30 protein-coding genes are annotated in these 22017 nt (G+C 39.2%); 11 read left to right on the forward strand and 19 right to left on the reverse strand.

The annotated features are described in order from the left end of the window. Positions 1-10 precede the first annotated feature (10 nt). Genes yhbY through NSQ76_RS12740 form a run of 4 tightly spaced genes read right to left on the reverse strand, consistent with a single transcriptional unit; the run spans position 11 to position 2783 of the window. A complete protein-coding gene (gene yhbY, locus NSQ76_RS12725; protein WP_008342507.1) occupies positions 11-301 on the reverse strand; it encodes a ribosome assembly RNA-binding protein YhbY in 291 nt (96 codons plus the stop codon). Beyond that, positions 295-1137, reverse strand: a complete 843-nt coding sequence (gene aroE, locus NSQ76_RS12730) for a shikimate dehydrogenase (RefSeq protein ID WP_341054113.1) — start codon at positions 1135-1137, stop codon at positions 295-297. The genes yhbY and aroE overlap by 7 nt, the downstream gene beginning before the upstream one ends. A 21-nt stretch (positions 1138-1158) precedes the next feature. Beyond that, positions 1159-2259, reverse strand: a complete 1101-nt coding sequence (gene yqeH, locus NSQ76_RS12735) for a ribosome biogenesis GTPase YqeH (RefSeq protein WP_341054116.1) — start codon at positions 2257-2259, stop codon at positions 1159-1161. A gap of 2 nt (positions 2260-2261) precedes the next feature. Further along, entirely contained in the window at positions 2262-2783 is a 522-nt protein-coding gene (locus NSQ76_RS12740) for a YqeG family HAD IIIA-type phosphatase (RefSeq protein ID WP_008356191.1), read from the reverse strand. Positions 2784-3144: 361 nt separating this feature from the next. Here NSQ76_RS12740 and NSQ76_RS12745 point away from each other — a divergent pair, with 361 nt between their 5' ends. Further along, positions 3145-3285, forward strand: a complete 141-nt coding sequence (locus NSQ76_RS12745; RefSeq protein WP_003217327.1) for a sporulation histidine kinase inhibitor Sda — start codon at positions 3145-3147, stop codon at positions 3283-3285. 135 nt (positions 3286-3420) lie between these two features. On the opposite strand, the gene NSQ76_RS12750 is transcribed toward NSQ76_RS12745, so the two are convergent. The 4 genes from NSQ76_RS12750 to NSQ76_RS12765 form a co-directional block, all read right to left on the reverse strand. Beyond that, a complete protein-coding gene (locus NSQ76_RS12750; protein WP_162842499.1) occupies positions 3421-3570 on the reverse strand; it encodes a hypothetical protein in 150 nt (49 codons plus the stop codon). 78 nt (positions 3571-3648) lie between these two features. Then, positions 3649-4377, reverse strand: coding sequence for an SGNH/GDSL hydrolase family protein (locus NSQ76_RS12755; protein WP_024423053.1), 729 nt, complete (start codon positions 4375-4377; stop codon positions 3649-3651). An 84-nt stretch (positions 4378-4461) separates the two neighbouring features. Then, on the reverse strand, positions 4462-5202 hold the full coding sequence (locus NSQ76_RS12760) for a polysaccharide deacetylase family protein (RefSeq protein WP_025092934.1): 741 nt from the start codon (positions 5200-5202) through the stop codon (positions 4462-4464). 168 nt (positions 5203-5370) lie between these two features. Next, positions 5371-6492, reverse strand: a complete 1122-nt coding sequence (locus NSQ76_RS12765; protein ID WP_024427938.1) for a response regulator aspartate phosphatase — start codon at positions 6490-6492, stop codon at positions 5371-5373. Positions 6493-6710: 218 nt separating this feature from the next. On the opposite strand from NSQ76_RS12765, the gene sigK reads away from it, so the two are divergent. Next, on the forward strand, positions 6711-7439 hold the full coding sequence (gene sigK, locus NSQ76_RS12770) for an RNA polymerase sporulation sigma factor SigK (RefSeq protein ID WP_034738387.1): 729 nt from the start codon (positions 6711-6713) through the stop codon (positions 7437-7439). A 206-nt stretch (positions 7440-7645) separates the two neighbouring features. Here the strand turns inward: sigK and NSQ76_RS12775 are convergent, their stop codons facing one another. Next, entirely contained in the window at positions 7646-8485 is an 840-nt protein-coding gene (locus tag NSQ76_RS12775; protein ID WP_341054122.1) for a LysR family transcriptional regulator, read from the reverse strand. Between the two features lie 32 nt (positions 8486-8517). Between NSQ76_RS12775 and NSQ76_RS12780 the strand changes: the two genes are divergently transcribed. From NSQ76_RS12780 to NSQ76_RS12790, 3 genes are all read left to right on the forward strand, one after another. After that, complete coding sequence (locus NSQ76_RS12780) at positions 8518-8865, forward strand: DMT family transporter (RefSeq protein ID WP_341054125.1); 348 nt, start codon at positions 8518-8520, stop codon at positions 8863-8865. Between the two features lie 2 nt (positions 8866-8867). After that, entirely contained in the window at positions 8868-9182 is a 315-nt protein-coding gene (locus NSQ76_RS12785) for a DMT family transporter (protein WP_341054128.1), read from the forward strand. 64 nt (positions 9183-9246) lie between these two features. Further along, entirely contained in the window at positions 9247-9729 is a 483-nt protein-coding gene (locus NSQ76_RS12790; RefSeq protein ID WP_341054130.1) for a DinB family protein, read from the forward strand. A 22-nt stretch (positions 9730-9751) separates the two neighbouring features. Here NSQ76_RS12790 and NSQ76_RS12795 read toward each other — a convergent pair whose 3' ends face one another. The 7 genes from NSQ76_RS12795 to NSQ76_RS12825 all read right to left on the reverse strand — a co-directional run bounded on the left by NSQ76_RS12795 (position 9752) and on the right by NSQ76_RS12825 (position 14170). Beyond that, positions 9752-10048 carry a DUF3986 family protein gene (locus NSQ76_RS12795; RefSeq protein ID WP_268422162.1) on the reverse strand — a complete coding sequence of 99 codons (297 nt, stop codon included), beginning with the start codon at positions 10046-10048 and terminating at the stop codon, positions 9752-9754. Positions 10049-10057: 9 nt separating this feature from the next. Continuing rightward, the gene (locus NSQ76_RS12800; RefSeq protein WP_341054137.1) at positions 10058-10474 is read right to left on the reverse strand and encodes a hypothetical protein; all 417 of its coding nucleotides are present in this window, start codon (positions 10472-10474) and stop codon (positions 10058-10060) included. A 35-nt stretch (positions 10475-10509) separates the two neighbouring features. Next, entirely contained in the window at positions 10510-10935 is a 426-nt protein-coding gene (locus tag NSQ76_RS12805) for an NUDIX hydrolase (protein WP_041086300.1), read from the reverse strand. Between the two features lie 241 nt (positions 10936-11176). Beyond that, entirely contained in the window at positions 11177-11362 is a 186-nt protein-coding gene (locus NSQ76_RS12810) for a hypothetical protein (protein WP_025092862.1), read from the reverse strand. Between the two features lie 107 nt (positions 11363-11469). Then, the gene (locus tag NSQ76_RS12815; protein WP_341054140.1) at positions 11470-12873 is read right to left on the reverse strand and encodes a polysaccharide deacetylase family protein; all 1404 of its coding nucleotides are present in this window, start codon (positions 12871-12873) and stop codon (positions 11470-11472) included. Between the two features lie 159 nt (positions 12874-13032). Next, the gene (locus NSQ76_RS12820; RefSeq protein ID WP_268478938.1) at positions 13033-13587 is read right to left on the reverse strand and encodes a delta-aminolevulinic acid dehydratase; all 555 of its coding nucleotides are present in this window, start codon (positions 13585-13587) and stop codon (positions 13033-13035) included. 16 nt (positions 13588-13603) lie between these two features. Continuing rightward, a complete protein-coding gene (locus NSQ76_RS12825) occupies positions 13604-14170 on the reverse strand; it encodes a GNAT family N-acetyltransferase (RefSeq protein WP_235566784.1) in 567 nt (188 codons plus the stop codon). Between the two features lie 260 nt (positions 14171-14430). Between NSQ76_RS12825 and NSQ76_RS12830 the strand changes: the two genes are divergently transcribed. The 5 genes from NSQ76_RS12830 (at position 14431) to NSQ76_RS12850 (ending at position 18326) form a co-directional block, all read left to right on the forward strand. Next, a complete protein-coding gene (locus tag NSQ76_RS12830; RefSeq protein WP_024427926.1) occupies positions 14431-14757 on the forward strand; it encodes an uberolysin/carnocyclin family circular bacteriocin in 327 nt (108 codons plus the stop codon). Between the two features lie 933 nt (positions 14758-15690). Continuing rightward, the gene (locus tag NSQ76_RS12835) at positions 15691-16596 is read left to right on the forward strand and encodes a hypothetical protein (protein ID WP_245207151.1); all 906 of its coding nucleotides are present in this window, start codon (positions 15691-15693) and stop codon (positions 16594-16596) included. Further along, on the forward strand, positions 16559-17098 hold the full coding sequence (locus NSQ76_RS12840) for a stage II sporulation protein M (RefSeq protein WP_226014623.1): 540 nt from the start codon (positions 16559-16561) through the stop codon (positions 17096-17098). The genes NSQ76_RS12835 and NSQ76_RS12840 overlap by 38 nt, the downstream gene beginning before the upstream one ends. 21 nt (positions 17099-17119) lie before the next feature. Further along, a complete protein-coding gene (locus tag NSQ76_RS12845; protein WP_135032027.1) occupies positions 17120-17665 on the forward strand; it encodes a hypothetical protein in 546 nt (181 codons plus the stop codon). Beyond that, a complete protein-coding gene (locus tag NSQ76_RS12850) occupies positions 17658-18326 on the forward strand; it encodes an ATP-binding cassette domain-containing protein (RefSeq protein ID WP_024427923.1) in 669 nt (222 codons plus the stop codon). Before NSQ76_RS12845 ends, NSQ76_RS12850 begins: the two co-directional genes overlap by 8 nt. Before the next feature lie 38 nt (positions 18327-18364). On the opposite strand, the gene NSQ76_RS12855 is transcribed toward NSQ76_RS12850, so the two are convergent. After that, entirely contained in the window at positions 18365-18658 is a 294-nt protein-coding gene (locus NSQ76_RS12855; protein WP_197198278.1) for a CotD family spore coat protein, read from the reverse strand. Between the two features lie 250 nt (positions 18659-18908). On the opposite strand from NSQ76_RS12855, the gene NSQ76_RS12860 reads away from it, so the two are divergent. After that, positions 18909-19121: a hypothetical protein gene (locus NSQ76_RS12860; protein ID WP_024427922.1), complete on the forward strand. Its 213-nt coding sequence runs from the start codon at positions 18909-18911 to the stop codon at positions 19119-19121. 40 nt (positions 19122-19161) lie between these two features. Here NSQ76_RS12860 and NSQ76_RS12865 read toward each other — a convergent pair whose 3' ends face one another. Together NSQ76_RS12865 and araA are read right to left on the reverse strand one after the other, a co-directional pair. Continuing rightward, positions 19162-20502, reverse strand: coding sequence for a sugar porter family MFS transporter (locus NSQ76_RS12865; RefSeq protein ID WP_024423073.1), 1341 nt, complete (start codon positions 20500-20502; stop codon positions 19162-19164). Positions 20503-20583: 81 nt separating this feature from the next. After that, positions 20584-22005 carry an L-arabinose isomerase gene (araA, locus tag NSQ76_RS12870; RefSeq protein ID WP_341054163.1) on the reverse strand — a complete coding sequence of 474 codons (1422 nt, stop codon included), beginning with the start codon at positions 22003-22005 and terminating at the stop codon, positions 20584-20586. Between the last annotated feature and the right edge of the window lie 12 nt (positions 22006-22017).

Here is a 22017-nt window from a genome sequence, read left to right on the forward strand (position 1 = left end):
GCATCCACCTTTACGGCAGCTTAATTTGTTTATTTTCCTTAGATTCTTTGTAAAGGACAATCACATTTCCGATCGTTTGAACGAGCTCAGCCTTTGCACCTTTTACAAGTGCTTTCGCAACTTCTGTTTTGTCCTCGTCACAATTTTGCAATACGCTGACCTTTAACAGTTCTCTTGCTTCAAGCGCCTCGGAAATTTGCTTGACCATATTGTCATTTACCCCGCCTTTTCCAACTTGAAAAATAGGTGATAAATGATGTGCTTGTGCACGTAAAAAACGTTTTTGCTTACCTTTTAACATGGTGTTCCTCCTAATTTCTCTATGACAATTGACTTCATTTTTCCGGCGTCAGGCGTAATGCCTGTCCACAGTTCAAAGGCTTTTACTGCTTGTCCGACAAACATGCCAACCCCATCCACTGTTTTCAAGCCTAAACCTGCTGCTTCCCTAAGCAGTTTTGTTTCTATTGGATTATACACAATATCACAAACGACCGCTGTTTTTTTTGCGTTCGCTAAAGAAATCGGGGTTTCTTCAACATTCGGATACATGCCGATCGAGGTCGTATGGATGATGACATCATATTCCCCAAGCCGCTCTTCTGCTGCATTTAATGTGATTGCTTGAGATGTGATTTTTCCCTCTGCAGTTTCAATTAAAGCTTCAGCTTTTTCAATGGTGCGGTTCGTAATATCAAAGCTCTTCGGTGCATACTGAGCAATTGTCGTATAAATCGCTCTTGCGGCTCCGCCAGCACCAATCAAGAGAAATGACAGCTCTGATAACGGCTGATCCAAGGCTTCAAGCAATGAATGAAGAAAGCCTTCTCCATCTGTATTGTACCCAACGAGCTGATCCCCTTCGAGCCGCACCGTATTGACGGCACCGAGGCGTTCAGCTGTCACATCAATTTTGTCAAGGTACTTCATGATTTCTACCTTGTGAGGAACAGTGACGTTAATGCCGCTGATTCCTAACGCCTTCATGCCGCTAATCGCATCTTTCAGATCATCATTTTCTACTTGAAAGCCATGATAATGTCCATCAATTCCAGCGTCCTTTAGTGCTGCATTATGAATATCCGGAGACATTGAGTGGCCAACAGGGTTACCGATTACTCCGTATAAAGGTTTCAAGGTCTCTCCCCCTTTGAACATTTAAATTAACGAACGTCTCATAAACACATGAACGCCTTTTGGCGCATAAACTTTGATTTGCTTGCCCGCATCATTTGCAGTAACCCAGCCTAAACCTGAAAAGACGATGTCCATTTTTGGCTGATCAATGATAAAGGTATGCGGAACGAGCGGCGGGAAATCTTCCATTCCCTCTTTTGATGGCGGTGACAGCAGTTCCCCTGCATGTTTTTCATATAAATCATCTGCGTTCTCCAGCTTTGTCCGGTGAATGTTCAGCTCATTTGGCATATAGCAGACAAATGATGTTCTGCCGCCTTTTACGTAATCAAATCGAGCCAGTCCGCCAAAATAAAGCGTTTGTGCTTCATTTAATTGGAAAGTTCTCGGTTTCAATTCTTTTTTCGGCGTTAAAATCTTTAAGTCATTTTTGCTGACATAGTGCGCCATTTGATGGCGGTTGATGATGCCCGGCGTATCGAATAAAGCAGACCCGTCATCAAGCGGGATTTCAATCGCATCAAGTGTAGTACCTGGATATTGGGATGTAGTAATGACGTTCTCTTCGCCAGATACTTCTTTGATGATTCGATTGATAAATGTTGATTTTCCAACATTCGTACAGCCGACAACATAGACATTTCTTCCCTCTCGGTAATGATCGATCGCTTCCATCACCTCAGGCACACCCTGGCCTCTGCTTGCACTGATCAAGAAAACATCGATAGGGTTTAATCCGTTTTCCTTTGCTTCCCGTTTCATCCAATGAATCAGACGATCTTTTTTCACGGATTTCGGTAAAATATCCACTTTGTTGCCGACAAGTAAAATCGGATTACCGCCGACAATACGGTTCAGCCCATTGATCCAGCTTCCGTTAAAGTCAAAAATATCAACGACCTTGACAATGAGAGAATCTGTCTCTCCAATGCTGTGCAATATATTTAAAAAGTCGTCCTCTGTTAAAGAAACATCCTGAATCTCATTGTAGTTCTTTAACCTAAAACAGCGCTGACAGATCACATCTTCTTTCAATAGAGATGCTGCCGGCGCATATCCTAATTGATCTTTATCTTCCGTCTGAATGGCTACACCGCAGCCAATACAAACAACCTTTTCCATTATTACTCTTCCTCCCACTGAATGTGGCCCTTACGCTTTAAGGCTCCTAAAATTCTGCGTTCAATCTGCCTGTTAAACTTTGTGAAAAATCCGTCCGAGGCAGCAACAGGAACGACCAAAATCGTATGGAAGCCATGACGATTCCCGCCAAGAACATCTGTCATGAGCTGATCCCCAATGACAACCACATCTTCTTTTTTCAACTGCATATCAGCGACTGCCTTATTAAAGGCTCTTCCCATAGGCTTTCTCGCTTTATAAATAAACGGGATATGAACCGGTTCAGAAAAAAGCTTGACCCTTTTTTCATTATTGTTTGATACAATCGTCACTTGTATCCCGTGATCTTTCATTTCTTGAAACCATTCAATTAAGCGCGGTGTCGCACTTGGACGGTCCCATTCTACTAGTGTGTTATCTAGATCGGTAATAATTCCTTTTACATTTCGTTCTTTTAATTTTTGCGGCGAAATGTGGAAAATACTTTTCACAAATTCATCCGGTAAGAAATACTTCTTTAGCACAATTTGCACCCTTTCTTCCATTGGTTTTCAGCGATTGTGTCGAATCAAATCACAATTTGTCTGTCTATCGAATACAATGAAAAAGTTTTCGACATATGATGAGGACCTTCAACAGGTGTGGATAATTTTACACACATTATCCACCTATATTTCATCATGCTTTCATTCAATTATAAACACTCTACCCACAAGTTATCCACTTAACCATGTGGATAACAGAACGATTGTTCTTGTTTCCCATTCATGGTAGATTAAAGGTACTTCAAAGACAGTCGATCAACCTATGATGATATGTCTTTTCCTCAAATTTTATGCCAACTTTTTCAGGGGAGGTGTTTTTCCCATCATATGGGTTTCTAGTATGAAAAAGCTGTCAGATGATTTACTTATAGAATCGTATTATAAAGCAAATGAAATGAACTTAAATCGCGACTTCATTGAATTAATTGAGACAGAAATGAAAAGACGTTCGCTCGGGCATATGCTCTCTGTTTCCTCTTAATTCCATATCACAGGAACCATGCCTCCCGAGCACTCTCCTTTTTTAAACTCAGGTGACTGATATTATATCACTTGCGCTATCGGCTTACTACTATTTTCCGTAAAAAACACCCCTTCTGATGAAAGAAGAGGTGTCTTAATTGCAAGGCTGTTCATTCCAAAACCATAACCCTCCGCCTACGACTAAAATGACCACAAGGAACACAACAAGAAAAGCGTAACCGATTCCTGCTCCTTGTGCTGGATAAGGCGAACACGCAGGGTAAGGATAAGGACATCCCCACATATCAGTTACCTCCTTCTAGGAAGATATACTGTTAGACTATGCTGGATGGATGGTCTTGTTTAGGCAGATGGCCATCATTTAAAAATGTTTGATGACATCACGCTCTTTGATTTCGTTATAAATAATTCTCGCCCCTTTTGGTGTCATATGATTGCCAGAAGGGTCGATCAAGCCTGACTGAATCAGGGCATGATCACTATCTTCTCCAGCTTCTCGGATAAAAGCTTTCCAGTTGTCGACAAGCGGTACCTGCTCATCCTTCGCTACTTCTCTTGTGATGTCATTATAAGAGTTTTGCCAAGCTCTTGCCCCGCCTCTCCCGGCAAAATAAGATGACTTATATCTGGAGTAATAATACAAGCCCTTTTTCCCGCCTTCTACAACAGGCACACAGGTCATGAGAATCGGGGTAATGCCTTCTTTTCTACTTTCAGAAATGAAGTAGGTTAAATTTTCTTTAAACCGTTTTTTCGTCACTCGGGGATGTTTCCCGTCTAAAATCGCCGCATCATTCGTACCGAACATGATGAGGACGTAAGTTGGTTTCTGTTTTAAAATATCCTGCTCAAAGCGCAGTTTCGCGTCTTCAGTCGTCTGCCCGCCAATGCCTGCATTCTTCACTTGAATTTGGCCGCGCTCGACGTTTTTCATGAGATTCACCCATTTTTCAGATGTTGGATAATCTCGAAAGTCCCAGTTTGATCCTCTTGTATTGCTGTCACCAAATGCAATGACGCTTTCTTGTACTGGCTTAGAGCACCCAGCAGCAACACATAATAGGATGAAAAGGAAAACATATTTCTTCACAACATTCACCTCCAAAAGCCCTCTTCATATAGTAAACGACAAGACTTTTGGTTTCAATGAATGAATGTTTTTGACGAATGCTGCCTATTGCATCTGAACAGGCATATATGCTTTGTCGTGGTGCAGCAGTTCACTTACTTTTACAAATTCATAGCCCCTCTTCTTCAACTCAGGAATCACTTGTTTCAATGCTTCTACCGTTTGCTTGCGATTTCCCCCGCCATCATGTAAAAGGATAATATCGCCGCCTTGAATATGATCAATAATTCGGCTTGCAATTTTACGTGCGCCTGGTCTTGACCAGTCCTTCGGATCTTGCGTAAAGGACCACATGACCACATCGTACCCTTGCTTTGACAGAATGCGGAATGATTTCATTGTTAAGCGTCCACCAGGAGGGCGAAATAATAAGGGACCGCCAGGCTGGAGTGAAGCGATATGAGCCGCTGATTCTTTTAATTCCCGCTTGATCTCCTTTGACGACAAAAGGTCAAAATACGTATGATTCATCGTATGATTGCCGAGTTCATTCCCTTCGTCCACAATCCGTTCTGCGATCATTGGATAAGCATGGATTCTGCTCCCTATCACAAAAAAGCTTGCATTCACTTGATGCTCCTTCAGCACATCTAATATTTGATTTGTATACACTGGATGAGGTCCATCATCAAAGGTGATCGCAATCTTTTTCCGTTCCGCTCTCATGTCCCAAAAGGCACGTCCCGTTTTTTCAAGATCGACTCGTTTTAATGTATGTGCCTCTACTTCATTAGGAACAAAAGCACATAGCAGCCATATACACATCAAGATATGCAGCCCTCTCATTCGACCGCCTCCTCCACCGAACATCATTACCGATAAATTGCCCGCTTTCGCATCAATTCATGCAAGCTTCATGGTGATATCTGCTTCTTTTTCAAATAAAAAAAGCCGGCCATATCGGCCCGCTCTTTGTTTCACGTTTGGTTTCTCTCTTCAACTGTCGAACGTTGCTTAGAATTCATACAGACACTCTCCTTCTTGGATTTGATTTTGAGCCCATAATAATTTCTGATAATATTGGTTGGACTTTTTGTATTGTTGAGAGGCTTCTAAGGCTGTCGCAATTTCTAGTGAGATATCCTCTATATAAGAGTATAGGCTAAGTTTTTCCAAATAATCAATGGTTTTTTGCAGTTGGTCTTCATTGATTTCCTGAACATATAAAGCATCCAGATACTCAAACATATGACAGAACAGCTGGTCTTCATGCTTCTTTGCAGCCAATTTCCCATCTTCTAATATGCGCAGGGCATCCGCCTGTTCATTCTGTCTAAAAAGCAGCTTCGCCAGCGTATAGAGCGTATGCGGAAGCGTTGGGAGCAGCTCTTTGCGGGCAAGATCAGCGGATTCCGTTAAATATCGTTCCGCTTCTTCTCTATAGCCAAGCTCGCCATAACATTTCCCTAAATTATAGAGCGCTGAACTGTATATGCGCGGGTGATCAATTTGAGATGCGAGCTGTTTTGCCTTTTTTAAATGAGGCAGCGCCCGATCTTTTCGTTTTAAATCTTGATAATTTCCTGAGATGACAAAGAGACATTGAATGATGCGAATCGTATACGCATCATGCTGATCGTATATTTCCAGCGCCTTTAAAATATGGTGCATGGAGACATGTGTTTGTTTCATTATATAGTAGGCTTCTGCCACTTTAAAATGAAACTCTGCCTGCTCAATATCATCAAAAACCATGGACAGCTGCTTTTCTGCGACTCGATAATATTTGACGGCTTCTAAATATTCTTTTTGACTAAATTCATGCATGCCACGAAAAAATGCATGGTAATAATGCAGCATATCAGATAACTCATGATTGGAGTTTTCGATTTTATCGACTAGATTAGATACTGAGAAAGGTTGATATTTTGAAGGGTGTATATAGTCAAGCATGATTTGGTGCCGAAAACACATGAGCTGATAATAAATCAGTAAATGCTGGTCCTCTTCCATCTGTTCAATTTCCGCTTCAACTTCCGCTTTCAAGATTTCCGCATCTGGAACACTGAACTGCCGTATCATTCGATACCATTCATTAATTTTCATACCTACATGTGAAGATAGAACCTTCCCCATGTTCCGAAATTACCCCTTCCTTTTCGGTCTAATATTACATATTTTAGCACGCTTCTTGACCGCCAAGCACCGCAAAGAAACCGCAAACATAAAAAAGAGACGAACTGAAGCACGATTTTTTTGAAAAAGATGATTTTTTCATCGTACAGACACAGACAATCCCTCCTTCACATACATTTGAGGATATAGGCAGCGGCCTAAACATGGTGGAGGTGAAAATCGTGGCAGGAGTATTTACAGCGATGGGATTGATGGTCAAAGAATTGGTGTTTTTAGTGTCCTATGTCAAAAACAATGCCTTTCCACAGCCCCTTTCGGGAGATGATGAAAAAAAATACTTAGCCCTCATGGCACAGGGCGATGAACACGCAAGAAACATGCTGATTGAACATAACCTTCGGCTCGTCGCCCATATCGTAAAGAAATTTGAAAATACCGGGGAAGACGCTGAAGACCTCATCTCCATCGGGACGATCGGACTCATTAAAGCCATCGAAAGCTATTCCTCTGGAAAAGGAACAAAGCTGGCAACGTATGCGGCGCGGTGTATTGAAAATGAAATTCTCATGCACTTACGCGCGCTCAAAAAAACGAAAAAAGACGTCTCCTTGCATGACCCCATCGGTCAGGATAAAGAAGGCAACGAAATTTCATTAATTGATGTCTTAAAATCTGAAAATGAAGATGTAATTGATACCATTCAGCTCAACATGGAGCTTGAAAAAGTAAAGGAGTATATCGACATTCTCGACGGCCGAGAAAAAGAAGTGATCGTCGGCCGGTTCGGACTTGATTTAAAGAAAGAAAAAACGCAGCGGGAAATAGCCAAAGAGCTCGGGATATCGCGGAGCTATGTGTCACGTATTGAGAAGCGAGCGTTGATGAAAATGTTTCATGAGTTTTACCGGGCGGAGAAGGAAAAACGGAAACGGGAGAAGGGGAAGTAATGCGTAGAAGCCGGTCTAAAATTCCGGCTTCTTTTCATTGCTTGGCTGCCCATTAAACTTTTATAAAACGATGAATGAGCATTTTTACTTTCCTCAAAGTCACTACTTTTTCATTTCCAAAACCTATTTTTAACCACGGTATAACTTATAGTTATATCCTTATGAAAAATCATTATTTTTTTTATAAGATTCTTGTGTTTATAATTTTATGAAGATGGTTTTTCTAAATGATGGTACACAAGTTCAAGATTATGCCTGCTATTCGCATAAAGATATAATTTTCTCATCAATTCTTTATTCTTAATATTAACAAACTCCAAATTGCGGTAGGAGTAATGCTGGACAAGAAGAGACGGTAAATAAGTGATGCCGTAACCTTTCATAACATAATCGATGATTGCCTGATATGGGACAGAAATGACTTTATCATTAAGACTGCCTGACTCTTTTAATTTAGAAAGAATATTGTTGTATAGACGGCTTTCCTTTGGCGGTAAGACTTGTGGGTATTGCAAACACTCTCTTAATTCAACTGTTTCTTTTTCTGTTAAGGGATGCCCTTTTGGTGCAACTAACTGAAATTCTTCTTCATAAAGAAACCTTGAAAACAGATTTCGATGGTCAGAGCAATCTTGAACGATAGCTGAGTCAATTTCACCTAATTCCAGCATTTGAATAAAATCAAAACATTCCTCCCTTGTTACAGTAAGCTCTATCTTTATATTCGGTCCTTCTAATTCAGGAAGATAATACGTTGCCAAAAAAGGCGAAACACCAAAACGGATCATATTTGTTTTGATGTGCTCACTCATTTTACGTTTTAAAGCATACAAAAGTGGCTGGATATCTACCAATAAGTTTTTTCCTTTTTCCGTAAGGATCATACCGTTTGATGACCGAATAAACAACTTATGACCAATCTCTAATTCAAATAACTTTATTTGTTTACTTAGAGCTGGTTGGGTTACATAGAGATGATTAGCAGCCTGAGTAAGTGAACCATATTCCGCAACAGCAATAAAGTATTCAATAGATTTTAAATTCAATTATAGACACATCCTTACGAAGGAGTAATATTATGACTTATTATATTTTACTATTGTTATCCATACTATTAGAAGTGATTGGTGTTTTTTGTTTAAATGACTCAGATGGTTTTACTAACTTTGTACCGACAATCCTAGCCATTCTATTTTATTGTTCTTCTATAGCGATATATATATCATTAACAGCTCATCGAGAAGTTGGAACTGTTAATGCTGTTTTTGCAGGGACCGGTACTGTTTTAGTCACCATCATTGGAATCATTTTTTTCAATGAAGCAATCTCAACATTAAAGCTAATAGGAATTAGTCTTATTATAATCGGGTCCATTTCAATAAACTTACGGTTTGAAAACAGTAGAAACATGTGTAAGGAGAGTTAAATATGGGATATCTCTTTCTTTTATTCAGTATTATATTTGGTGTTTCCGGTCAGATATGCGTAAAGCTGTCAAAAGGATTTAAAATCAAGGTTCCAACTGTATTGGCATTCATATTGTTTATTACTTGTATATATTTTGTCTCTTTAGCAACAAGCTACTTCGAAGTTGCAATTGTATTTGCCATATGGTCTGGGTTAACAATCGTCTTAACAACAACATTAGGAATCATCTTGTTCAAAGAATCCAAAAGCAAATTAAAATTGATCTCTATTGTATCTATCCTATTAGGAACCATTTTATTAGAATTAATCCCTTGACCGTGCTTCGTCTATTTTCATGAAGATAACAGTAAACAAACAATTTAACTTTGGAGTGATCATAATGATTAAGTTTTTTGAGTACAACTGGCAGGTTAGAGACGAATGGGTTAACTGGTGTAATCAACTAACGACAGAAGAGTTGTTACAAGACCGCATAGGTGGAGCAGGGAGTATTTTATACACTCTTTTTCACATTATTGATGTTGAATATAGTTGGATTCGTGGTATTCAGGGTAAAGAAGACATGGTATTAGATTTTGATGATTACAAGACTCTGGCGAAAGTAAAAACACTCTCAATGACTTTACGACATGAAATAGTTGAATTTTTAAAATCTCATTTAGATGAAAAACAAGATCGAATGGTAATAGTTCCTTGGGATGAAGATGAATACACTAAAAATGAAATATTACATCATATAATTGCCCACGAAATTCACCATATCGGTCAACTTTCTGTTTGGGCAAGAGAAAAACAATTAACACCTGTATCTGCTAATTTTATCGGTAGAAAGTTAAAATCAGTACATTCTTATGAAAAGTAAGGTCTGTTAAAGATCCATTCATTTATCCCACTATGTTGTTTTCTTTTAAAAAATGCTCAAATAATTGCTGACCTTTCTCTTCGATTTGAGCATCTTCAATTGAATATTCCCCAATGAATAAGCCTAAATGATTGTATTCCTCATAACTCTTTAAGAGATTCAACCCGTAACTTTTTTGATCAAAAAACAATAACCATCTTCCTGTTTCTAAACTCTTAAAAAACACGCCTTCATAATCACAGCCATGTTCATAATATCCTACATGTAAATGCATACTCTCATCTAAACTATGTATCCTTTCTTCTGTACACACTTTCACCTTACTCCCCTACCTTTTCACATCATGCTGAAAATGAATATTCCTCAACTCGACCCATTCAACAAGATCAGATACCTTTTTTGTCGTCACAAAATGTTGAACGATTTCATACGCCTGATTGCGGTCGACATAGCTGCACGATGGCACATACAATGGTGATCCTGCTATGAAATGCTCGATCGTTTCAATCTTTTCTACCTTTTGAAAAGGGACTAAAAGATCTGGATATCTGATGATAAAGAATCCATACGGTTCAGTATAAAAGAAAACTAGACTTTCACTTTCACAATCTTCCCCTATCTCAATGGAAGATTCTCCGTTTCCTTGTTTCCAATACTCTTCACCCTCCTGAAAGAAGATCCTTTTCATGAATTCTTCCCCCGGATTTTCTACTGGAGCTCCTGTAGGCCCGTAGTATAAAAACATCAATATCGCTCCTTCATGCCTATATCAATTTGGATTTAACCAATTGTTCTATCTCCCTCAAAATCATAAAAGGCTTGTGTTTGTTGGTTTAATTTTAGCATGTGATATAGCTTTGGGTTTAGCTTTTGAAAGGTTTGAGTGCTGACCCATTTTACTTCTTCAATATCCTGATCCGGATCTAGAATGTTCATCTCTCCCCCGATCATTTCCGCAAAGAACGTAATGATCAGCGCATGATGTTTTTTATCTTGAAAGAACGCTTCTCGAACCGAATGAAGTTCATTTACTTTGACAACATACCCTGTCTCTTCTTTCACTTCGCGGATGACAGCCTGCTGCAGGTGTTCACCTTTTTCCACAGCACCGCCTGGAAGTTCCCAATATCCCTTTACATTCTTGACCGTTAAAAGATTTTCTTCCTCGTCATAAATAATAGCTGAAACTACGTCTACTCGTTTCAAATAAATCCCCCTCAACATTCTCCATTCACATCAATTGCCCGATATATGACACGAACTGTTCATTTTATCATTCTTATTATACTGGTTGTGCTCGTGGGATTTACAGGAAATATCGTTTCTCTTTTGAGACAAACCAAAGCGTCCAACGAGAAAATCATCCAACTGTTAGAACAGTAAAAACCGAAAAAATAAAACCTCTCGCATCTAGCAGGAGGTTTTTGCCATAGGAGAAATCTTCCCCTTACTCATCAAATAACATATTTCTGATTCGCCGAATATAATGAAGCGCAATATGAGCAAGACATAAAATGAGCCCAATCATTGCAAGAATATAGATGGGCAGCATCAAACCAGGTACATAGTTTATAACAAATCCCAAACTAAACGCTGTCAGCATATATATGCTGATCAACCTCATCAACACCATTCGAAGCCCTCCCCTTCTACAATCACTTTAACATATTTTCCCTTCATTCTCATAATTGGCTTTAAAAAAGATGCGAATCCATTAAGACTCGCATCTTTTTTACGTATTCAATTCACCTTTTTCGCCCGTGCTTCCTTCCACTGCTCAAGCTCCGAGACTGTTAGTAATTGATATCCTTGTTTGGTCAATTCCTTGATGATCGTGACAGCCGCGTTGGCAGAGGTGTCATAGATGTCGTGCATTAAGACGGTTTCTCCGCTAGACGCATGTGTGAGAATGTAGTTGACGACGTATTGGCTGTTTCGATATTTCCAGTCTTCAGGATCAACGTCCCAAAGCGTGACTTTCATGTTGACAGCCGAGTTGATCTGTCCGTTTGTTCCACCATATGGCGGTCTAAAGTGAGTCGGTGTGAACCCGCCTGCTTTTTCAATGATTTGCTGCGTATCTTCTACTTGTTTGATGGCTTGTTTTAATGGCAGTCTTGTGAGTAAAGGGTGGTTATAGGAATGATTTCCGATTTCATTTCCACCTTTTCTGATTTCACCTAGCATATCGGGATAATATTGAACCCTGCTTCCTAACACAAAAAATGTTGCATGTCCTTTGTTTTCTTTTAAAGCTGTTAAGATTTTTGATGTCGTTGATGGATTTGGTCCATCATCAAATGTAAGGGCAATGGCTTTTTGATTTGGGTTGAATCCTCCCTGTTTTGGCAGTTTTACGATCTTTCTTTTTGCGATCGGTTCTTTTTTCTCGTTTTTGTTCTTTTCTTTATTGATGTATTCTGGCTTTAACATTCCTTTAAGCAGTGTTTTCTTAATCGCCAGCACTTGAGGACCTTTTTTGTCTGGTGCAATTTGCCCTGCTGGGAAGTAGAATTCAATAAAACGATCTTTGATGGCAAAATACTGATAATGCTCTGCCTTAGGAGATGTTCCTTGTTTAAGCAAATGCTCATTTTCCGCAAGAGAGCGATCTTTTTTCAACTCCTCAAATGTCATTTGAGACAGTTTTTGCAGACTTTCTTTTTTTGATAAAAATAGATCATCTATTGATAAAAAATGCTGTTTCTTGAAATCAAAATTGAATATCTTCGTTTCATGTGCGCCTTTTACTCCGCCTTTCCATTCATATGTATTGAATTTGATCGCAGCAGTTTGTTTGGCATAATGAGTAATCTCATAATCTATGTTTAATTCGTATCGATGATCTTCATCGACATCACTTGCTTCACTAAACGATGTTTTGAATTTGTCCAGCGCTGTTTCTGCAAATCTTTTCATCTCTTGATCTAGCTTTTTTTGATGAAACACAGGATAGTTCACAGCATATCTCAAGTATCTCCCGTCATTCACGAGGGTCACAATTTCAACTTCTTTATAGCTCGCATCTGGTTCTACCTTCTTCTTCTCTGTCCCGCTTGCCTGCTGATTATGATAAAACGCAGCGATTCCGATGATCATCGCAAGTCCGCATAGGACGAGACTGACTTTCCATTTAATTGACACAATGATTCTCCTCTCGTGATGCCGCCATGCCTGAATGACGTGTGTTTGTAGGATAGACTTTGCATGCCCCCATTTTAGTTTGCAAATCACACATTTGTCACATTTCCGACACATTTTTGGAGAGGAATAAAAAAAGGACTTGATTTCTCAGTCCTTTGATTACTTTTGCATATATAATTGAAATAATTTCGTTTCTTCATCAATGGAACGCGCTCGATCAAATGCCGCTCTGACTGTCTTTGTATTGTTCATGAGCTCGTACAGCATGGTCAGCACAAAGATAAATGCTGCATTCCCATCGATGTAATCGTCCGGTGCTGAATAAGATGCAGCCCCTGCCTCTAAGAAAGCATCTGCTAGATTTTTCTCTCCTAGTGTGCAGCCTGTAGAGATGACATGAACTCCTTCTAATGAGGCATACCGCTTGATTTCTTCCGCTCCAAAGGCAGTATCTCTAGGCTCCTCATCTTCGTAAACATCTTCCCCTAATTCAGGCATGATAAATGCTCCTTCTTCACCGTGAAACGATAAAAGAAGGTAATCTATTTCTCTTCTATTTCTACCAGATAACACATGAATCAGGTCATTCGGTCTTCCAATCCAATGCATATCGACTTTCGCGCCGAAGTTTTCAAGTGCTGCACGCAGTGCAAAAGATTCCAGCTCACTATTGGGTCCTGCTGCTAATATGATACGCATGGCCTGTTGATCCACTTCTATCTCCTCCAGACTATGATAAAAATAAAACCATTTTTTCCTCATCCGCATATGTATCAGTCCATTTTAGCGCTTTTTCTTCGACAGCGTACGACTCAAATCCAGCGGAGCGATAGAGGCGCTTGGCTGAGTGATTAGTTGTCACCACTGATAAATACATTTGCTCGATATCCTGCCGTTCTCGCGCAAAGAAAAGAACTTTTGTCATCAAGGCCTGGCCTGTTCCTTCTCCGCGGGCACTAGGTGTTACATACATCGCTGTCAGATTCGCTCGGTGTTTTAATTTCTGCAAGGTTTCTTGGATAAGCGTGACTGTCCCCACAAGATGTCCTTGATGAAAGGCGCCAAAAGTCCACATAGATTTCGCCGAAGCAAAACGCACTTTATATTTATCCTCTATATTGATTCGCTCTTCCTCATAGCTCATCGCAAAACCCTCTGGATTTAATTGCAGTGCTTCTAGTCTGAGTGCTGCATATTCTTCAGCATCATCTGGTGTTAACAATCGAATATTCAGAAAATCGCCTCCAAAAGAATGATGGATACTTCTAATTTTATCTTGAAAGGAGATTTTGATCAAAGGATATTGGCCCCTCTGCACATATCTCTTTACCTATATGCAAATTAGAGTCGCTTCCCCAACTGTAAAAAAAGGTATTTCCGATCATTTTCACGTGTTATATTCTAGCAAAAACGATTCTTTTCTCACTTATCTTTTCACTTTATTTATATTAATCTATAACTAATTCATGAAAAAAATGAAAAAAAAGGATTGCGATGAACTAAAAGATAGCTTAAGATATAATAGTAATAAAAATACAAAAAAGGGAGGAATTTGATATGACAGAAACAAAAAACGAAATCAAACTACATGTTCTTTTTGGTGCTTTAGCAGTAGGATTCCTTATGCTAGCTCTTTTTTCCTTCTCGCTACAAATACTGCCCGTTGCTGATCTAGCAAAAGAATTTGGTATTCCAGGCAGTGTTGCAGCAGTTGTTCTGAACGTGGTTGAAGCGGGCGGGGCTGTTACAACAATTATCTCCATTTTAACTGCTGTAGGATCAGGTGGTCTTTCTCTCATTGCAGCGGCTGGTAAAGAGACAATTCGCCAGTACCTTAAAAACGAAATTAAGAAAAAAGGCCGTAAAGCTGTTATTGCTTGGTAATTCAATTTTATGACCCAATAGAAGGAGACTTTGTTCTCCTTCTATTTAAATTTTTATGCAGGTGAGAAGATGTTATATCCATTATTATCACTACTTCTATCAATTAGAATGAAACAACAATATTCAAATCTAGCTCAGTTTATAATACGCAGGGTTCCATTTTTCAAATCGTTTTCTTCTAAACAATACATATTATTTTCTTGCATCCTTGATATTTTATTCGGATGCCTGATTGTATTCGTTATTTCTTCATATCTTTACTCCCCGGTCTATCAAATAGAATGGGAAAGTGCTTTTGTGATATTTTTGTTCCTTTTCTCTATTGTCAAAGGAATTGAATCTTATAGAAGAACACATATTCTTCCTTTTGAAGAGTTGATACAGCTTGCACCTATATCCGCGAGACACCTTTTTCAAACGCTTTTGTTTTCTGAGTTGGTATGGCTTCTATTTACGAGCTTGAGTACTTATTTGATCTATTTTCTCTTTCAATATTTCATTGCTCAAACACATGACTGGATATTCTGGTTGAAGCATCTCAATGTTATATTGACAGGCTTCTTACTTTTTATCGTCAGCAATAAGATATTTGGTGCTTACATCTATAACATTGTCGTAAAAAAAATTGGGATCATCCGTGTTCTTTTTTTCACAAGCATCTCTTTACTTTTTTTCTTATGTGGAAGAGTTCTAATATCAAACATTGTTTTCCCTTTTTATTACACTTTCCGACAACTTTTTCAATCAATTTCTTCGCTTGCAGAAGATGCGTTTTGGATTACACTTTCAAACAACTTGATGTCTTTATATCAGAATAATCTTCAACAAATCCATCATGCTTTATTTTCACAGGATTCGGTATTTCTACAATTTCTAGAGCTTTTTACTTCACCCGTCACATTTTTCGTGGTGATATTAGCGGCAACACTCGTCATGAAGACCCCTGTTCGCTGGATTCCGACTGGAAAAGAGCATGATCAAAACTCAAAACATTTTAAAGATTTATTTTATTGGTACTTTCAAGCACTTGATAAAATTCAGGGCTCGCTGTTTCAAAAGAATATGTTGATTCAAAAAGACCTTAAGGTGTTAAAAGAAAAAAGATGGCTGCTGTCTAAAGAGTTTTTTAATTATATGTTCATGTCATATGAAGCCTTCTTCTATGTCGGGATTATGACCGGCTTGATCTCGCTTATTGATCATCAAGCCTTGCAAATTCAGCTATTATTCACATTAAATGTGATGATTTTAGCTAATCAAACATATGAAATGAGAATGCTGACCCCTTCTATATTTTCTTTGAGTGCTGAAAAAAAGAATATTTGGCTCTATGAGCTTTCTCAAACATCTCTTATGCAGTTTTTCTTATCAAAAATCCAGTTATTTTATTGTTTATTTTCCATACCGTCACTCTTTCTACTGTTCATTAATCTATCAATCATGAGTGTATATCACCTTTTTGATGTTCAGATGCTCATTCAATTGGTAGCATTGGGAATTGGCTTTTTCATTTTCCCATTGATTCAGCTGTATTTGTTTCCATTCACAACGAAATTCAATTTTATTCACGAGCATGAAATAGGGACAACCAATGAAGAAATAGAAATTATCGATAAAGGACAGGCTTTTGCAAGGAATTTTCTCGTGTTGCCTTTCATGTACTATATGATCTTGACCTCTTTTCTACCTATTTTGCAGCATTCTACAAGTCTCATAAGCGTTCTGTTTGCTTTATATTTTGTGATCGTTTCAGTAATTTGCTGGGTGTTATGCCGAAAGACCATCTATAAAGGGATTGAATATGTTGAAAAAAATAAGATGTTTTATATCGGAGAATAGACTGATTCTACGCCTCGGTTACCTCTACGCTGCTATCTTTATCGCAGCTGTGCTAATCGGAAGCCTTCTTCCTTATGATCAGATTCCTTATCTTAAAAAGGATGAAGAGATGTTTTTTCTATCTATTTTCTTAAACAATTTACAAGTTGGAATGGCAATATTAGGAATTGGAGCTTTTACAGGCGGCATCATGTCTGCAGGCATTCTTTTTTACAACGGCTACATTATCGGCAAACTCGTTCAGTATTTAATTGTCAATCACGAAGCGCAGCAGCTATTTACAGGGTTACTGCCTCATGCTTTTGTAGAAGTTCTTGGATTAATTCTGTTCTCAATCGTCAGCTCTTATCCTTTTATTTATCTTTATCGATTTATAAAAGGAGAAACGATTGAATTAAAAAAACTGACCCTAACTGTGCTTCAATTGATTTTTGCAGCAGCCGTTCTTTTATTCATAGCATCTCTTTTAGAGCAATACGTTAGCCATGTACATCTACCATAGAAGAAAGGAGAATGTGGTTCCATGGAGCTACTTCTACGACCTAAGCAATTTTTCAATCAAAATCAATCGATTAAAACCATTGTAGGCCTCGTCTTACTATCATTATTTATGTCGACTGTCTTTTTAACATTTTTTATTATTGATTTGTTAGTAGATAAACCTTTATCCACTGGGAAACAACTTGCCAGCATTATTTTTATCTTTTTGCTGACAATCCCGCTTTATTTCATTTTAAATTTTCTCAGTACTGTTCTAACTTCTATTTATATGTATTTTTTTCATAAAGCTTTTATTTTACGCAAAATGTATCTTGTTATTTTGGTTTATAATGCATTTCTTTTATTAGTGAATAGTGCAGCGATCTATTGTGTGATGGTGTTACAATTAGATAACTATTTTCTCTTGATTCAAATAGTTTCCTTCTTATTCAACTTATATCTTTTACGCATCCTTTATGATGGAATTATTTACTATGCTGAAGGATCAAAAAAAGCTGCCTTAGCAACTGTGATCTTGTATATGCTTGTGACGACTGCATTTGTTATTGGAGGATTCATCAATGGCTAAACTTCAAGTGTCTCAGCTATCTTTTCGCTATGAAACAACAGAAGAGACTTCTCCCCTTCTCGATCATGTGTCATTTGATCTGAAAGAAAGTGATCGAGCTTGTATTATTGGAAAGAACGGCAGCGGTAAATCGACACTTTTAAAGATCATCGCAGGTCTGCTTCCTTCAGCATCAGAAACGATTTTACTTAACGAGCAGCATCACCCTGGAATGGCTCAATATAAAAATCTAGTAGCGTACATTCCAGATAAACCTTTAGTTTATGATGCGCTCACTGGTTTCGAGCATATGGAGCTTATCCAGTCTTTATGGAAAATGAAAAAGTCGGAAAAGGTTTTATACAAAGAGACCTTTCTATCGCTTTGTGATGCATTTGATTTAACTCATGCCCTAAAGATGCCTGTCAAACAGTATTCTTTGGGCATGAGATATAAACTTTTTTTAAATTGTATGCTGGCAAGATCTCCAGAGCTGATTATTCTTGATGAGCCTTTTACCTCTCTTGATGAAGCCTCTCAAATACAATCGATTTCTTTATTAAAAAAAGAATTCTCACATCGATGTGTTTTATTTACAAGCCATCAGCGCTACCTTTATTCAGAATTAGGAAATCGTTTCTTTCAGCTGGATCAAGGACAATTAAATGAAATGGAGCATTAGACATACAAAAGGCATCCTTTAAAAGGATGCCCCCTTCATTACCACTTACAGCGCTTCACCGGACGGCAACAAGGGTTTTTGATATCACTGCCGCAATCGTATTCTTCTACAATATACTCGTTGTGAGTCGATTCAGTGACCGGATAGTAGTTTTCGATTCTTTTGATGTTTTTATTGATGTTTTTAATATGCGTTGGATGAATTTTTCTGATCGTTTGTTCATTCGTTCTTGTGTTGACAATTTGACGTGTGGGGAAAACAACCGTTTCGTCTCCTCCTTGGTTTCCTCTGCGAGGTCCAAAGAAGAAATCATCTAATCGATTTCGGCTCATCTTAACACCCCTTCAAGTTGTCTTTCACTTACACTCTATCGTATGTCAGAGGCACCTTTCGTGATTAGATGCATGTCTATTTTTTAAAAAATCCACTTTCTATCTAGTTTTCTCTTTCTTTACAAAAGGACAATTTTAACATATTATACAAATGATATCTTACGAAGACAGGTCATCCATGAAAATAAAATATCAGCTCTTTTTATTCAATGCATTTTTTCCACTCATTATCAAATAAGAGGTGAACGATATGATCAACACGACACAGCCATTCGAACGAAACAAGCTAGACATTGCACTTGAACTAACTCAATTACATCTGAATCAATATCAAACAAACCATCCTGATCAACTGAGTGAAATCTATGCGAAATATTACGCGCTGCTTGAAGTGCTGGATTTGTCTTCCTATGATCAATTGATTGATTTACTGCCAAATGAGCTCAAACAGACGCTTGAGTAAAAAAACCATCTACCCACATGGGATAGATGGTTTTCTTTATTTATACACGTGCTGCCATATCGGTTTCGATTTGCTCTAAGCTTCTTCCCTTTGTCTCGACTAGCACAAAACGGGTAAATAACAGCCCGATTAAGCAGATGACTCCGAATGAGGAGAAAATGACCCCAAAGCTGAATTGATCAGCCAGAATAGGGAAAACGAGTCCAACTGCTAACGATCCGGTCCAGTTAAAGGCAGAAGAGATACCTGCTCCAATGCCTCTGACAGAAAGCGGGAAGATTTCGCCGATGATGATCCAGGTGATCGGTGCCCACGAGAAGGCATAGCACAAAATAAAGCAGCAAAGTGAAATCAATGTTACCCAGTTTAAAATTCCTTCACTGACGCCAAGTGCCCCTAATGCGGCGGGAGCAAAGAAAGAAAGAGCCATGCCCGACCCTCCTACGGTGAGAATCGTTCGGCGGTCGAAGCGGTCAACAAATTGTAAAAAGATCACGGTCGTGACGACAAAAATGACACCGACAATGACTGTAAAACCTGCGGCAACCTGAGGTGCAAGCCCTACATTCCGAGCGATACTCGTTGCATAATAGACAATGGAGTTCGCGCCTTGAATTTGCTGAAGGGTTGCCATTCCAACCCCAATGAAAAGAGCCATTCTGAATTTCTTTTGAAACAATTGACGAATCCCCGAGCGTTCTTCTTTGGCGACTTCTAAAATTTCCTGCATTTCTGATTCGATTTCTTCACGGGAAGAACGCAGTGATCCTAATACTTCCCGTGCTTTATGAGCCATTCCGTGTTTAATCAAATATCTCGGAGATTCAGGAAGCTTCAGCATACCAATATAAAGCACTATCGCAAATAAAGCGGCACTTCCCAGCATCCAGCGCCAGCTGTCCGGGATGGGCTCAAACACAAACGCAACAATATAGCTGAGCAATAGACCAGTTACAATCATGAGCTGATTGAGCCCAGATAATTTCCCGCGGATTTTAGCAGGAGCGATTTCAGACATGTAAGCCGGAACCAAAGATGAAGCTGTTCCTACTGCTGTCCCTAAAAAGATGCGAGCGATGGTGAGTGAAATCTCTTCTGGTGCGACAGCTGATCCGATCGCCCCGACAAAAAAGATCACGGATGAGACCAAAATGAGTTTTCTGCGGCCAAATTTATCCCCTAAAAGACCGCTTAAGATGGAGCCAATGATGGCCCCGCCCATTAATGAAGAGACAACGATTCCAAGCCATAATGGGCTGAGCTGAAATTCTTCCTGAATATGTCCTTCCGCCCCTGCAATAATACCAATATCATATCCAAATAAGATGCCTGCAAAGGACCCGAAAAAGAAGATAAATTTGCTTGACACTTTTTTCTCCAAGTGGATGACCCCCTCACTTAATTAACCGCTTTCATTTCACCCAGTGCTTCTACTGTAACCAGCAGAAGACCTTTCCCCATTCTATAAAACCACATATTCTGCATCGACAAGCTTTGCAAAATGAACAATTTGATCCACCGTTAAATTGAGAGACACGACTGTATGGTGGCCTCCGCCTTCTTTAATCCATGCTTTGACGCCATCCTGAAAATTCGGTTTGATTTTCCACAATACACGCGCAACTGGTAAATGAGGTGCTGCTTCCTCTGGCTCAAAGGCTTCGACTTCTTGTATGAGCCATTTAAAATGTGTTCCAAAATCCGCAATGGAGACAACGACACCATCGCCTGCTTTTCCATCAAACACAAGACGTGCTGGATCTTCCCGGTTTCCGATCCCAAGTGGAGACACGACAATGACAGGTTTTGTATGGGCAAGCGCTGGATCTACTTCCAGCATATGAGATTGCAGCACCGCTTCCTCTCCAGACGTCATTTCATACGTATAGTCCTCCATAAATCCAGTTGATTGATGATGACTCATCACCTTTAATAAGCGGTCCAGTGCGGCCGTTTTCCAATCACCTTCCCCAGCAAAGCCGTATCCCTTTGCCATCAGCCGCTGTACCGCAAGTCCAGGCAGCTGCTTCATCCCATGTAAGTCTTCAAAGTTTGTTGTAAAGGCATTATAGCCGCCTTCATCTAAGAAACGTTTGATGGCGATCTCATATCGCGCCTGCACCTTGACACTTTTCTCCCACTCTTCAACTGAATACGTTCCATAATTCACATCATATTGCGTTAAATACTCAGCAAATAATGCATCTACCTCTTCGTCTTCTACTGCATTTACATATTCGACGAGATCGCCTATTCCAAAGTAGTCAACGGTCCATCCTAATTGAATCTGCGCTTCGATTTTATCGCCTTCTGTCACAGCCACATGCCGCATGTTGTCACCAAACCGGGCTACTTTGATGTGAAAGCTCTCATGATAGGCAGCCGCAACGTCCATCCAATCAGCAATTTGCTGCTGCACTTCCGGCTTAGACCAATGACCGGTCACAATTTGGTTTTGTTTATTTAAACGTGCATTGATATAGCCATATTCTCTGTCTCCATGTGCGGATTGATGGAGATTCATATAGTCCATGTCGATCGTGTCCCACGGAATCTTTTCATAATATTGTGTAACAAGATGTAAAAGAGGCTTTTGCAAAAGACTGGTGCCGCGTATCCACATTTTTGCTGGAGAAAATGTATGCATCCACGTCATCACACCGACAACTTCATCGCGATAATTGACCTCTTTCATAAGCTTTGTGATTTGATCGGCACTGACAGCCAGTTCCTGCAAGATCACTGGATAAGGAAGTAAACCGCTCTCATTTAAAGCATCCGTCATCTTTTGTGCATCTGCTTTTACTTTTTGCAGTGCTTCATCACCATATAAGTGCTGTGACCCCACGATAAACCAAAACTCTTTTTTCATGCTTGTTAACATAGATATCCCTCT

Source organism: Bacillus sp. FSL M8-0256 (assembly GCF_038005765.1).
In the GTDB taxonomy this organism is placed as follows: domain Bacteria; phylum Bacillota; class Bacilli; order Bacillales; family Bacillaceae; genus Bacillus; species Bacillus safensis.